The sequence below is a fragment of the Dolichospermum sp. UHCC 0315A genome (assembly GCF_008121535.1).
GTDB classification, from domain to species: Bacteria; Cyanobacteriota; Cyanobacteriia; order Cyanobacteriales; family Nostocaceae; genus Dolichospermum; species Dolichospermum lemmermannii.
The window spans coordinates 2,026,461-2,038,746 of record NZ_CP043056.1 but is presented as its reverse complement, the minus strand read 5'-3'; the positions used below and the strand labels follow the sequence as shown (position 1 = coordinate 2,038,746).

General features: G+C 38.6%; 17 protein-coding genes and 1 pseudogene. 14 read left to right on the top strand and 4 right to left on the bottom strand.

From position 1 onward, the window contains the following. Positions 1-107 precede the first annotated feature (107 nt). The 4 genes from BMF77_RS09855 to BMF77_RS09840 form a co-directional block, all read right to left on the bottom strand. Positions 108-341 (bottom strand): hypothetical protein, encoded by a 234-nt coding sequence (locus tag BMF77_RS09855; protein ID WP_148762501.1) that lies wholly within the window; start codon positions 339-341, stop codon positions 108-110. A gap of 59 nt (positions 342-400) precedes the next feature. Beyond that, the gene (locus BMF77_RS09850) at positions 401-664 is read right to left on the bottom strand and encodes a type II toxin-antitoxin system HicB family antitoxin (RefSeq protein WP_148762499.1); all 264 of its coding nucleotides are present in this window, start codon (positions 662-664) and stop codon (positions 401-403) included. Further along, entirely contained in the window at positions 654-905 is a 252-nt protein-coding gene (locus BMF77_RS09845) for a type II toxin-antitoxin system HicA family toxin (RefSeq protein WP_148762497.1), read from the bottom strand. Before BMF77_RS09845 ends, BMF77_RS09850 begins: the two co-directional genes overlap by 11 nt. 95 nt (positions 906-1,000) lie before the next feature. Beyond that, a complete protein-coding gene (locus BMF77_RS09840) occupies positions 1,001-2,302 on the bottom strand; it encodes a site-specific integrase (RefSeq protein ID WP_148762495.1) in 1,302 nt (433 codons plus the stop codon). Between the two features lie 159 nt (positions 2,303-2,461). Between BMF77_RS09840 and BMF77_RS28980 the strand changes: the two are divergent. From BMF77_RS28980 to BMF77_RS09770, 14 genes and pseudogenes are all read left to right on the top strand, one after another. After that, positions 2,462-2,614 (top strand): annotated as a pseudogene (locus tag BMF77_RS28980) (nitrogenase molybdenum-iron protein alpha chain); the annotation flags it as partial. A gap of 162 nt (positions 2,615-2,776) precedes the next feature. Continuing rightward, complete coding sequence (gene nifK / locus BMF77_RS09830) at positions 2,777-4,312, top strand: nitrogenase molybdenum-iron protein subunit beta (protein ID WP_148762493.1); 1,536 nt, start codon at positions 2,777-2,779, stop codon at positions 4,310-4,312. A 647-nt stretch (positions 4,313-4,959) separates the two neighbouring features. Continuing rightward, positions 4,960-6,327: a nitrogenase iron-molybdenum cofactor biosynthesis protein NifE gene (gene nifE, locus BMF77_RS09825; protein WP_148762491.1), complete on the top strand. Its 1,368-nt coding sequence runs from the start codon at positions 4,960-4,962 to the stop codon at positions 6,325-6,327. Between the two features lie 103 nt (positions 6,328-6,430). Continuing rightward, complete coding sequence (gene nifN / locus BMF77_RS09820) at positions 6,431-7,759, top strand: nitrogenase iron-molybdenum cofactor biosynthesis protein NifN (protein WP_148762489.1); 1,329 nt, start codon at positions 6,431-6,433, stop codon at positions 7,757-7,759. A 125-nt stretch (positions 7,760-7,884) separates the two neighbouring features. Beyond that, a complete protein-coding gene (nifX, locus tag BMF77_RS09815) occupies positions 7,885-8,304 on the top strand; it encodes a nitrogen fixation protein NifX (RefSeq protein WP_148762487.1) in 420 nt (139 codons plus the stop codon). Continuing rightward, positions 8,301-8,777, top strand: a complete 477-nt coding sequence (locus tag BMF77_RS09810; protein WP_371735495.1) for a NifX-associated nitrogen fixation protein — start codon at positions 8,301-8,303, stop codon at positions 8,775-8,777. Before nifX ends, BMF77_RS09810 begins: the two co-directional genes overlap by 4 nt. A 104-nt stretch (positions 8,778-8,881) precedes the next feature. Continuing rightward, positions 8,882-9,082, top strand: a complete 201-nt coding sequence (locus tag BMF77_RS09805) for a CCE_0567 family metalloprotein (protein ID WP_015081332.1) — start codon at positions 8,882-8,884, stop codon at positions 9,080-9,082. Continuing rightward, the gene (nifW, locus tag BMF77_RS09800; protein WP_015081333.1) at positions 9,079-9,396 is read left to right on the top strand and encodes a nitrogenase-stabilizing/protective protein NifW; all 318 of its coding nucleotides are present in this window, start codon (positions 9,079-9,081) and stop codon (positions 9,394-9,396) included. The genes BMF77_RS09805 and nifW overlap by 4 nt, the downstream gene beginning before the upstream one ends. Before the next feature lie 10 nt (positions 9,397-9,406). Further along, the gene (locus BMF77_RS09795; RefSeq protein WP_148762483.1) at positions 9,407-10,189 is read left to right on the top strand and encodes a HesA/MoeB/ThiF family protein; all 783 of its coding nucleotides are present in this window, start codon (positions 9,407-9,409) and stop codon (positions 10,187-10,189) included. A 62-nt stretch (positions 10,190-10,251) separates the two neighbouring features. Further along, a complete protein-coding gene (locus BMF77_RS09790; protein ID WP_015081335.1) occupies positions 10,252-10,620 on the top strand; it encodes an iron-sulfur cluster assembly accessory protein in 369 nt (122 codons plus the stop codon). A 105-nt stretch (positions 10,621-10,725) separates the two neighbouring features. Continuing rightward, positions 10,726-11,025, top strand: a complete 300-nt coding sequence (locus BMF77_RS09785) for a 2Fe-2S iron-sulfur cluster-binding protein (protein WP_015081336.1) — start codon at positions 10,726-10,728, stop codon at positions 11,023-11,025. A gap of 110 nt (positions 11,026-11,135) precedes the next feature. Then, on the top strand, positions 11,136-11,387 hold the full coding sequence (locus BMF77_RS09780) for a FeoA family protein (RefSeq protein ID WP_148762481.1): 252 nt from the start codon (positions 11,136-11,138) through the stop codon (positions 11,385-11,387). 219 nt (positions 11,388-11,606) lie between these two features. Beyond that, positions 11,607-11,855, top strand: coding sequence for a DUF433 domain-containing protein (locus BMF77_RS09775; protein ID WP_148762479.1), 249 nt, complete (start codon positions 11,607-11,609; stop codon positions 11,853-11,855). Beyond that, positions 11,856-12,209 (top strand): DUF5615 family PIN-like protein, encoded by a 354-nt coding sequence (locus BMF77_RS09770; RefSeq protein ID WP_148762477.1) that lies wholly within the window; start codon positions 11,856-11,858, stop codon positions 12,207-12,209. The last annotated feature ends 77 nt before the right edge of the window (positions 12,210-12,286 follow it).

The window sequence follows — 12,286 nt, the reverse complement described above, 5'->3', positions numbered from 1 at the left end:
GAGCAACGAAACCCAACATTAACTTATCTATTCCCAATCTTCATATTTCAAGCCATCAATACGGCTAAATTCGCGGGTATTGTGAGTAACTAGAGTGAGATCATTTGCTAATGTTCTGAAATTTCAATCATTTCACCTTCCCAACTACCTATCACTTCTTCCAAAAACCTACGAGAATATCCTAATTCTTCTGGTGTTTTGGTTGCAGATTGTAATGATTTTTCTGCAATACGTTGAAATACAATTACTATTTCTAATTCTTCATTAGCAAATTCATCAGGAAGTTCAACTTTGAGAATACCATCATTACCAATGTGTGTTTTAATTTTCATACTTTCCATAGACTGATCTCCTGGTTGATTATGTTGTCAGCAGTTTGGATAAAATTTTTGATGGTTGTTCACGAATTAATGATAGAAATTAGTTTAGAAGGTAAAGGAATTTGTTTTTTACCACTACAATAAACAGTTTCTATCCATAACTCTCGCGCTTCATTAATATTTTCTATCGCTTCCTCTAAAGTTTCTCCCTGACTTATACAACCTGGTAAATCAGGAATAATTACTGTATATCCTCCATCATCTTCTGGATAAATAGACATCGGATATTTTAAAGAAAGATAATCGTCTAAAGATTGAAGCTCAAGTCGAGAATTAGTTTTCATCTTTCCAGTTTTCCAAATCTAGTAATCTAATGGTTTCTTCAATATACGTTCGTTTGACTTTTTTACCACCTTTTTTGGGAATAATAATTACTTCTCCTTGCTCATTCTCAAAAGCGTGATGACTTCCTCTTACTCTAGTTTCCTGATATCCAAAAGCTTCAAGAACATAACTAATCTCTTCAAATCTGGCTTCAGGAGGGCGAGAGAGAAGATATTTAATTAGTTTACTTAATTTACCCATTTACTGATCATAGCATTTTTTAGATAAGTGGTGAAAATTATTCACCTGCTAGTTATACCACATCACCAAACAATCTAATTCTGACTTAACAAAAATCAACTTATTTTATAAACAACCTCCATTCTCAACTTCTCCACCTCAATCTTCAATCGTTCATTCTCCATTTTTAACCCCGTATTTTCATCCTTAATCAACTCCACCTCATTCCGCTTACTCAAAGCCTGATTTATTGCCAACTTCCGCATATCCAAAGAAAACCAACGTTGATAAGTTTTCGTATGAATCTGCACACTATGACCCAAATTATCTGCCGCAGCCTTAATAGGAACTCCCAAAATATGCGCTCGAATTGCCCAACCATGACGTAAATCATAGGGTTTAAAATCTAAACCAATTTTTCTAAACCACCAACTTACCCTTTGGATTAAAGCCGTGATTTCTGCATGATTATTTTGGTCTTTTTTACTAATTGCAATTGCCAACATTTCTAAATATTTCGGATTTATTAAATCAAATTCATCAATCCATTCCTTATATAGAGGTAAAGCTTCCCTTTCACCAGTTTTACAATCTTTATCAACCTTCCAAGTTAAATCTATATTTTCAGCACTTAACCACCAATCAATATGAGGATTAACAAAAAGCTCACGGGGACGTAAACCAAAAACCGCCAACATTCCATAAGTCCAACGCCATAATTTCCAACTATCTTTAACATCTTGATTAACTTGCTTACCTCGATTATGCAAATATTCATCAAACTTATAAAATCCAGTAACTATATCCTTATCAGTAGGAACATTGCGAGAATTACTTTCAGGAACTTTAGAATAATTAGTTAAATTAATCTCAATGTTAAAAAGTTGACAAAATACAGAAATAGCCCTCACAGCATTATATTTAGCCCATTCCTTATCTATTTGATCAATCGCATTAATCAAAACTTCCCCAATTGCCAAATCATCAGCATTTGTATAACGCTTAATTCGAGAAAAATAATAAAAGAAAGTATGTTCACTTTTAGTTGTGCGTTTATGGGTCTTAAAATATTCCTCCTCAAACCTTGCTAATAACTCACCAATAGTTATTAACTCCTTTTTAATTCCTTCATTTCCTAAATATTTATTATTCCAAACAAAACTTTTTCTAGCAATTAACTTACCTAACTCATAAGCCTCTTCCTCAGCCGTTTTCAAACCTGGTAAATTTGCAGGAATATTCAAACTGAGATTATATTGCTTTTTCCCCGTTCCCCTGATATCCTCATCTCCCGGTTTAATAGGTAAAGTTGCCCGTAATTGCAGACATCCATTGGATTCCCGAATTGTTACCCTAGCCTTTGCAGACTTCAACCGCAGATTTACCTGCCCCAATTCCCATAATAGCTCTTCTTTCATTCTTTGCGCCTTTGCTCCTCTGCGCCTTTGCGCGAAACTTAACTCTGAATCTTTCAGACTATATTTAGACTGAAAATAAATGAGTTAACTGCAAACATAGTTTATCCCTGACATTGCTCACTGCAAACATAGCGAAGTTAAAAGCTATTAAACCAGCAATATAAATACTCCGGACCTTATCACGGTTACGACGGATTCGCAATCTTCGCTCGTGACATGGATTTAGCTCTGAACAGCCCAACCTGGGGATTAATCGGCGCTCCCTGGAACAAGAAAGCTCAAGCTAAGGCTAAAGCTAAGGCTGCCGTCTAGGGAACAAAAGATAGTCTGGGGTTTTACCCCAGGAGAGTTGGGAATTCAAGATTCAAAATTAAAAATTTCATTGTTTTGGATTTTGCATTCTGAATTTTGAGGCCCGTTCCCCACTCTCCACCGAACGCAAACATAATACACAGCAAGCTTGGAGATATAGAAATGCCTCAAGATCCCAATAAGATTCAGGACCACGTTGAGTTATTCCACCAGCCAGAATACCAAGAACTGTTTGAAAACAAAAAACAGTTTGAAAACGGCCACACCCCTGAAGAAGTACAACGAGTTTCCGAATGGACAAAAAGCTGGGAATACCGGGAAAAGAACTTTGAACGGACAGCTTTAACCGTTAACCCAGCTAAGGGTTGTCAACCTTTAGGCGCTATGTTTGCGGCTGTGGGTTTTGAAGGTACTCTTCCCTTTGTTCAAGGTTCTCAAGGTTGCGTGGCTTACTTCCGTACCCACTTAACCCGTCACTACAAAGAACCATTTGCTGGTGTTTCTTCTTCCATGACAGAAGACGCTGCTGTGTTCGGTGGTTTACAAAACATGATTGATGGTTTGGCTAACTCCTACAGCTTGTACAAGCCAAAAATGATCGCTGTTTGCACCACTTGTATGGCAGAAGTTATCGGTGATGACTTACAGTCATTTATCGGTAATGCTAAAGAAGCTGGTTCAGTTCCTCAAGATTTCCCCGTACCTTTTGCTCACACACCTAGCTTCGTTGGTTCTCACATCACTGGTTACGACAACATGATGAAGGGAATTCTTTCTACCTTAACCGTAGGTAAAAAGACAGCCAAGAGCAACGGTAAAATCAACTTCATTCCTGGTTTTGATACCTACGTGGAAAACAACCGCGAAATTAAGCGGATTGCTTCTTTAATGGGTATTGACTACACCTTGTTGTCTGACAACAGTGATTATGTTGATTCACCTTGTGATGGTGAATACAATATGTATCCAGGTGGTACTAAGTTGGAAGATGCAGCAGATTCCATCAACGCTAAGGCTACTATTGCTCTTCAAGCTTACTCTACCACCAAGACCCGCGAATACATTGCTAAGGAATGGAATCAAGACGTTAGTGTTGCTCGTCCTTGGGGTATCAAGGGAACTGACGAGTTCTTGATGAAACTCAGCGAAATGACTGGTAAGGCTATTCCTGAAGAGTTAGAAATCGAACGTGGTCGTGCAGTTGACGCAATGACCGACTCCCATGCTTGGTTACATGGTAAGCGTTTCGCTATCTACGGTGATCCTGACTTAGTTTACAGCGTAGTTGGTTTCATGTTGGAAATGGGTGCTGAACCAGTACACATCTTGGTTCACAACACCAATGAAGTATTCGAGAAAGAATTGCAAGCATTGTTAGATTCTAGCACCTTCGGTAAGTCCGCTAAAATCTGGGGTGGTAAAGACTTGTGGCACTTACGCTCCTTGTTATTCACCGAACCCGTAGACCTGTTGATTGGTAACTCCTACGGTAAGTACCTGTGGCGCGATTGTGGTGTACCTTTGGTAAGAATCGGTTATCCTATCATGGATCGTCACCACTACCACCGTTACGCAACTGTTGGTTACAAAGGTATAATCAACCTGTTGAACTGGATCGTTAACACAGTCTTTGAAGAAATTGACCGCAGCACCAATGTTGCTGGTAAGACCGATATTTCCTACGACTTAATTCGTTAAGAATGTCTGTAGGGTGGGGTTTCCCCATCCTTAAAAATAGACAAAGGGGATTGGGACTTAGGCAATTTACCTAAAATCCCATCCCCATTTCAAGTTCTAATTCCAATCGTAGCCGATGCTCTTTGTTTCTTTCATCTACCGGACGGATGAATTTTGAAATAAGTTCCAGCAAAATTAATCTCTTAGCGCGTGCTTTATCTGACCTTGAATACAATAATTTTTCTATTTTCTCTTGCAAAACCAAATGTTATGAAAATCCCACCCCTAGAAAATACAGATAAATACATATCTTTTTTGAAAGTTTATCTGTGTAAATATTAAGTTAATCAGATTTTGCAGAAAATCTATAAATCAATCCAAACTAAGTATAAAAACTTGGTTATTTTCGGGGAATTAGAATTATTATATTTAATATATCCTGTGGTAATCCTAAATTATTTGTGAGATATTTCTCACTTATTCTCTATTACAGCAAGTTTCTATGATCTTTTCTGTAGAGACACAAACCCAGAAATAGATAATGCTGTAAATAGTTCCACAAATAATTTTTATTAATTTGCAATATTTTTCTCGAAGTCATCATCTTGATGATTAACTTTAAGCAAGATTTGTCATGGTTGTAAACTCCATCTAGCCCCAGAATAAAAATGAAAGTCACCCAAAGCAAAATTAACGAACTTCTGAGTGAATCAGGATGCGAACATAATCAACAGAAACAGGGAGAAAAGAAAAGCAAATCTTGTACCCAACAAGCTCAACCAGGTGCGGCTCAAGGTGGTTGTGCCTTTGATGGGGCGATGATTGCTTTAGTTCCTATTACCGATGCTGCTCACTTGGTACATGGTCCGATCGCTTGCGCTGGCAATTCCTGGGGAAGTCGTGGTAGTCTGTCTTCTGGACCAATGCTTTATAAGACAGGTTTTACTACCGATGTGGGTGAAAATGATGTAATTTTCGGTGGTGAGAAAAAGCTTTATCAGGCGATTTTAGAAGTTAATGAAAATTACAAACCTGCGGCGATTTTTGTTTATGCTACCTGCGTTACAGCCTTAATTGGTGATGATATTGATGCAGTTTGTAAGGTAGCAGCCGAAAAAATTGGTACTCCGGTAATTCCTGTGATTGCTCCCGGATTTATTGGCAGTAAAAATTTAGGTAATCGCTTTGGTGGTGAATCTTTACTAGAATATGTAGTGGGAACTGCCGAACCTGAATATACCACACCCTATGATATTAATTTAATAGGTGAATATAATATTGCTGGGGAAATGTGGGGGGTTTTACCTTTATTTGAAAAGTTAGGAATTCGGGTTTTATCAAAAATTACTGGTGATGCTCGTTATGAAGAAGTGCGTTATGCTCACCGAGCTAAATTAAATGTGATGATTTGCTCACGAGCGCTTTTAAATATGGCGCGAAAAATGCAGGAACGTTATGGAATTCCTTACATTGAAGAGTCATTTTATGGAATTAAAGATATTAACCGTTGTCTGCGAACTGTAGCTGCTAAATTAGGTGATGCTGATTTGCAGGAACGCACAGAAAAACTCATTGCTGAAGAAACTGCGGCTTTGGATGTTGCTCTTGCTCCCTATCGAGCCAAGTTGAAAGGAAAGCGAGTTGTTCTCTATACTGGTGGTGTGAAAAGTTGGTCAATTATTTCTGCTGCGAAGGATTTGGGAATTGAAGTTGTGGCCACAAGTACCCGCAAAAGTACAGAAGAAGATAAAGCGAAAATCAAAAATTTGTTGGGTAATGATGGCATTATGTTGGAGAAGGGGAACGCCTCCGAACTCCTGAAATTAATTGAAGAAACTAACGCAGATATGCTTATTGCTGGCGGTAGAAATCAATATACTGCTCTCAAAGCGAGAGTTCCCTTTTTAGATATTAACCAAGAACGTCATCATCCTTATGCCGGTTATGTGGGCATGGTGGAAATGGCACGGGAGTTGACTGAGGCTTTATATAGCCCCGTTTGGGAGCAAATTCGGAAGCCTGCTCCTTGGGAATAATTGAAAATTACAGCACACATCTTGTTTTTGTTTCGCGCAAAGGTGCAAAGGAGCAAAGACGCAAAGGAAGAAATACTTTGAGATTATTGAGATTATAGTTATTATGGCGATCGCAATTGTTCCAGAAAAGTCTCTGACTGTAAACCCCCTCAAACAAAGTCAGGCTTTAGGCGCTTCTTTGGCTTTTTTGGGGTTAAAGGGAACTATGCCTTTATTTCATGGTTCTCAGGGTTGTACGGCGTTTGCAAAGGTGGTTTTGGTTCGACATTTTCGGGAAGCTATTCCTCTTGCTACTACTGCAATGACGGAAGTTACTACTATTTTGGGTGGTGAGGAAAATGTGGAGCAAGCTATTCTCACTTTGGTGGAAAAGGTACAACCGGAAATTATTGGTTTGTGTACCACTGGTTTAACAGAAACTAGAGGTGATGATATTGAAATGTTCTTGAAAGATATTCGAGAACGTCACCCTGAACTTAATCATTTAGCCATTATTTTTGCTCCTACTCCTGATTTTAAAGGTGCATTACAAGACGGTTTTGCAGTTGCGGTAGAAAGTATAGTTAAAGAAATTCCCAAAGCAGGGGGAATTAAACCCGAACAAATCACCATTTTAGCTGGTGCTGCGCTCACTCCTGGAGATGTCCAAGAAGTTCGAGAAATGGTAACAGCTTTCGGTCTAGAACCAATATTTGTACCTGATTTGGGAGCTTCTTTAGATGGACATTTGGAAGATGGTTATACTGCTATAACTGCTAGTGGCACAACTCTCAAACAATTACGTTCTCTTGGTAGTTCGGCTTTTACCTTAGCATTAGGTGAAAGTATGTTAGGGGCGGCGAAAATTTTAGAGGAACGGTTTGGAACTAACTATCAAGTATTCAGAGATTTAACAGGATTAGAACCTGTAGATAAATTTCTGCAAAAGTTATCTTTATTAAGTGGAAATCCCGTTCCTGAAAAATATCGTCGTCAACGTCGTCAATTGCAAGACGCAATGTTAGATACTCACTTTTATTTTAGTGGAAAACGAGTATCTTTAGCTTTAGAACCGGATTTGTTGTGGACAATGGTGGGATTTTTGCAATCAATGGGGGCAGAAATTCACAATGCTGTCACCACAACTCGTTCTCCATTACTTGAACTACTTCCTATCAATAATGTCACCATTGGTGATTTAGAGGATTTTGAAAACTTGGCGCAAGGTTCTGATTTATTGATTGGTAATTCCCACGTGAATACCATCTCTAAACGCCTTTCTATTCCGCTCTATCGTTTAGGTATTCCCATTTATGACCGATTAGGAAATGGTCTATTTACCAAAGTAGGCTATCGCGGTACTATCGAGCTTCTTTTTGGTATGGGAAACCTATTCATAGAACAAGAAGAATCATCAATGATGAACCAATGGTCATCAGTAATCAACAAATAACACCTGATACCATTTTTTCTATCTCTGTGTCCTCTGTGCCTCTGTGGTTCGTTCATCTTAATTCAGAATAATTAGTATGACAACCGACCACCAACAACTGACAACTGACAACCAACAAAGGACAAATGAAAGTGAAAATTGCTTTTACGACAACTGACCGAATTCATGTTAATGCTCACTTTGGTTGGGCTAAGGAAATTGATGTTTATGAAATTTCCGATAACGGATATGAATTCGTTGAAACTCTCAAGTTTGAAGGTGATTTGAAGGAAGATGGTAATGAAGATAAAATTACCCCTAAACTTCAAGCACTGAATGATTGCACAATTGTTTATGTTGTCGCTATTGGTGGTAGTGCAGCCGCTCGTTTAATTAAGAAGAGTGTAACCCCAGTTAAGGCTAAATCTGAAGAGGAAAAAATTGAAGATATTCTCAACAAATTAGTCAAAACTCTCAAGGGTAATCCTCCACCTTGGTTACGGAAAGCTTTAGGACAGAAAAAACTTAGTTTTGCTGAAGAACTTGAAAACGAAGCAACATTATGAGTACAAATGATGTGAATGGAACTGGTAACAATTCAGAGGTAGTTTTAAGTCCTTTCCATAAATCATTAGTTCAACAAATCCGGGCGCAAGATAGTTATGGTTTTTACCGGAGTTGGACTGATGAATTAATCCTCAAACCCTATATTCTTACTAAACAAAAGAAACGGGAAATTTCCGTAGAAGGTGAAATTGATCCCGCAACTCTTTCCCGAATAAATGCTTTTTTTCGAGCGATAGCATCCAGTATTGAAAAGGAAACCGGACTTATTTCTAATGTGGTTGTGGAATTAGGACATGAGGGTTTCGGTTGGGCTTTAATATTTTCTGGACGCTTATTATTAACTGTAAAAACCTTACGTGATGCTCATCGTTTTGGTTTTGATTCCTTCGAGAAATTGGACGAAGAAGGCGCAAAGTTTGTGGAAAAAGGCATTGATTTAGCCAAGCGTTTCCCCGAAGTAGGAAATCTTTAATAATTGGGGACTGGGGACTGGGGACTGGGTATTGGGGACTGGGCAGAAATTACCAATTACCAATTACCAATTACCAATCACCAATTACCAATTACCAATTACCAATGACAATTGAGGAAATTACAACCAAGATTAAAAAGCTAAATAGTAAAGCAGGTCAAATGAAAATGGATCTGCATGATTTAGCGGAAGGTTTGCCCACAGACTACCACAAACTAATGGATGTTGCTGCGGAAACTTACGAAATCTACTGTCAGTTAGATGGACTCAAGCAACAACTCAAAAAAATGGAGAATTCTAAATGAGTACCAATATTGATGAATTCAAGAAGTTAGTAGATGCAGAAGAATTTTTCATCTTCTTTAATCTGCCCTACGACCAAAAATTTGTAAATGTTAATCGTTTACATATTTTGAAAAAGTTTTCTCAGTTCATGAGTCAAATTGATGATACTTATCCCCAGATAAGTGACGAAGAAAGATTAGAGAAATATTGTACAGCTTTGCAACAAGCTTATCAGGTGTTTATAGAATCTACACCCCATGAACAAAAGCTGTTCAAGGTGTTTAATGATAAGCGAAAAAATGTTGTCACCCTGACAGAAATCACCTCAGATTAGGAGTTAAAAAGTGATCAACCTAACGCCTACCGAATTGGAACGCTATAGTCGCCAAATGATGCTTCCTAATTTTGGCGAATTAGCTCAAAAGCGCCTGAAATCAGCGACTGTTTTGGTGTCGGGTGTGGGTGGATTAGGCGGTACGGCGGCGCTTTACCTAGCAGTAGCGGGTGTTGGGCGGCTAATCCTAGTCCGGGGTGGAGATTTGCGGCTGGATGATATGAATCGTCAGGTTTTGATGACTGACGACTGGGTGGGTAAACCTAGAGTATTTAAAGCCCAAGAAACACTTAAAGCCATCAATCCCGATGTCCAAGTGGATGTAGTTCACGATTACATTACCGCCGAAAATGTGGATGAGTTGGTGCAGTCGGCGGATATGGCTTTGGATTGCGCTCATAATTTCACTGAACGCAATTTGTTAAATGCAGCCTGTGTCCGCTGGCGCAAGCCCATGGTAGAGGCGGCTATGGATGGAATGGAGGCTTACCTCACTACGATTATTCCTGGTGTTACGCCTTGTTTATCCTGTCTGTTTCCAGAAAAGCCTGATTGGGATCGGCGCGGTTTTTCTGTGCTGGGGGCTGTTTCTGGGACTTTGGCTTGTTTGACGGCGTTAGAAGCGGTGAAGTTGATTACTGGTTTTAGTCAACCGCTGTTGTCAGAGTTGCTGACCATTGATTTGAACCGAATGGAATTTGCTAAACGCCGTTCTCACCGCGATCGCAATTGTCCAGTCTGTGGTAATACTGCCCCTTGGAGATATTCCCAATCTCAAACTGCAACGGTATAAAGTACCTCTTTTTTCAAATCCACATTCCAAATCAGAATATTCGCTACAGAATAGGAAACAAAATGACTGTTACTTTAACAGAAAAGGCTGAATTTCGTCTGCGGGCATTTTTAAAAGGTTCTGCAACTGAAGACGCTAAAAAAGGTGTCCGCATCTCCGTTAAAGATGGTGGTTGCAGTGGCTACGAGTATGGCATCGAAATTACCAGTAAGCCCCAACCTGATGATGTCGTATCTCAACAAGGAAATGTGTTGATTTACGTTGATGCTAAAAGTGCGCCTTTATTAGCAGGTGTGGTAGTTGATTTTGTTGAGGGAGTAATGGACAGCGGCTTCAAGTTTTCCAATCCCAATGCAACTGATACCTGCGGTTGTGGCAAATCTTTTAAAACAGATGATGGTACTCCCACTGGTGTACCTTGCGGCCAATAGTTCAAAGTTCAAAAAATAAGCCTTTCATTTTGAATTTTGAACTCAGCCGGGGAAACTTAACTAACTCAAAAACTCACTTCATTCACGTTTGAGGAGAATTAAAAAATGGCGACCTACCAAGTAAGATTGATCAGCAAAAAAGAAGACTTCGACACCACAATTGAATGTGACGAAGACACCACAATTCTAGATGCAGCAGACGAAGCTGGGATTGAATTACCTTTCTCCTGTCACTCCGGTGCTTGTTCTAGCTGTGTAGGTAAGGTTGTTGAAGGTGAAATCAATCAAGACGATCAATCCTTCCTAGATGATGAGCAAATAGGCAAAGGATTCGCTCTATTATGTGTTACCTATCCTCGGTCTAACTCTACAATCAAGACTCACCAAGAACCTTATCTTGCTTAATACAATATCTGTCAGGGTTTAGCATTACTGAACTCTTTCAATTTCACAATGATGGAGGATGTTTATCATCTTTCATCATTTCAATTTTCGCTTTTTATTTTGATAATCCAATGTTTACTCCTTTTACTATTATGGGTTGTTCTTTAGAATTGATGAAAGCAGGCGATTGTGGGATAGTTACTGTTTGTCAAAGTCAAGATGAGATAATTAGAAAAAAGCTCATATTAATGGGCATTAAAACAGGGAATACCATTACTGTAGAACAGCAATTTCCTACTTTTGTGATTAAATGTGGTAGTTTATCTATGACTATAGATCGGGAAATAGCACGGGCTATTTATGTGCGGGTAATTGATGGGTGAAAAGATTGATTATTAACTTTTGTTTAAATTGTGATTTAAAATACGAAAATACTGTATTGTCTAAATTAGGTATTACTAATTAATTTAAATCCAAAATTATGTGTTTGAGTGATATAATTAATGAGTTAGATTGTTGAATGTCATGTTTTGAGAGGCTTTGTTAGGTTTTACTGATGTTCAAACCAACGGCAAAAACTATTACTTACCACTTGAGAATATATGATAGAACGAGAAATACTGAATCGGATTACTACAAATCCCAAAGTAATGGCTGGAAAACCGACAATTAAGGGTACACGCTTAACCGTCGAGTATATTCTTAATCTCCTTGCACACGGTGCAACAGTCATAGAAATTTTGGAAGAATATGAAGGTTTAGTAGAAGCAGATATTCGAGCTTGTTTATTATTTGCATCTCGCTCTCTAGAAAGTACCAGTTTCATGCCTTTGATTGCGGAGATTGCCTAGATGCGATTTTTAGTAGATGAAAATACAGGTGTGACTGTCGCTCGCTGGTTACGTGAACAAGGTTATGAAGTTTTCTCAGTTTATGAACAAGCACGGGGAATAGATGATGACACAATTATTCAAAAGGCCTTTGATGAAAATTGGATTTTGATTACTAGCGACAAAGATTTTGGCGAGAAAGTTTATCGGGATAAATACCCTCATCGAGGTGTGATTCTTCTGCGTTTAGAAAATGAACGTTCTGCCAATAAAATCTATATTTTACAACAGGTATTAGAGCAGCATAAGGAACAGTTAGCAGATAGTTTTGTGGTAGTCACTGAAACTCAGATTAGATTTGCCAGGATAAGATAATTTTTTCAATTTTTGTTGCAAAATCGAAGATTGCCACAGCCTAGCCAACCATATCTTAAACCTGAAGCAAAAGATGT

Coding starts and splice junctions, on each gene's coding strand:
- BMF77_RS09855 (WP_148762501.1), bottom strand. CDS start 341: ATGGAAAGTATGAAAATTAAAACACACATTGGTAATGATGGTATTCTC.
- BMF77_RS09850 (WP_148762499.1), bottom strand. CDS start 664: ATGAAAACTAATTCTCGACTTGAGCTTCAATCTTTAGACGATTATCTT.
- BMF77_RS09845 (WP_148762497.1), bottom strand. CDS start 905: ATGGGTAAATTAAGTAAACTAATTAAATATCTTCTCTCTCGCCCTCCT.
- BMF77_RS09840 (WP_148762495.1), bottom strand. CDS start 2,302: ATGAAAGAAGAGCTATTATGGGAATTGGGGCAGGTAAATCTGCGGTTG.
- nifK (WP_148762493.1), top strand. CDS start 2,777: ATGCCTCAAGATCCCAATAAGATTCAGGACCACGTTGAGTTATTCCAC.
- nifE (WP_148762491.1), top strand. CDS start 4,960: ATGAAAGTCACCCAAAGCAAAATTAACGAACTTCTGAGTGAATCAGGA.
- nifN (WP_148762489.1), top strand. CDS start 6,431: ATGGCGATCGCAATTGTTCCAGAAAAGTCTCTGACTGTAAACCCCCTC.
- nifX (WP_148762487.1), top strand. CDS start 7,885: ATGAAAGTGAAAATTGCTTTTACGACAACTGACCGAATTCATGTTAAT.
- BMF77_RS09810 (WP_371735495.1), top strand. CDS start 8,301: ATGAGTACAAATGATGTGAATGGAACTGGTAACAATTCAGAGGTAGTT.
- BMF77_RS09805 (WP_015081332.1), top strand. CDS start 8,882: ATGACAATTGAGGAAATTACAACCAAGATTAAAAAGCTAAATAGTAAA.
- nifW (WP_015081333.1), top strand. CDS start 9,079: ATGAGTACCAATATTGATGAATTCAAGAAGTTAGTAGATGCAGAAGAA.
- BMF77_RS09790 (WP_015081335.1), top strand. CDS start 10,252: ATGACTGTTACTTTAACAGAAAAGGCTGAATTTCGTCTGCGGGCATTT.
- BMF77_RS09785 (WP_015081336.1), top strand. CDS start 10,726: ATGGCGACCTACCAAGTAAGATTGATCAGCAAAAAAGAAGACTTCGAC.
- BMF77_RS09780 (WP_148762481.1), top strand. CDS start 11,136: ATGTTTACTCCTTTTACTATTATGGGTTGTTCTTTAGAATTGATGAAA.
- BMF77_RS09775 (WP_148762479.1), top strand. CDS start 11,607: ATGATAGAACGAGAAATACTGAATCGGATTACTACAAATCCCAAAGTA.
- BMF77_RS09770 (WP_148762477.1), top strand. CDS start 11,856: ATGCGATTTTTAGTAGATGAAAATACAGGTGTGACTGTCGCTCGCTGG.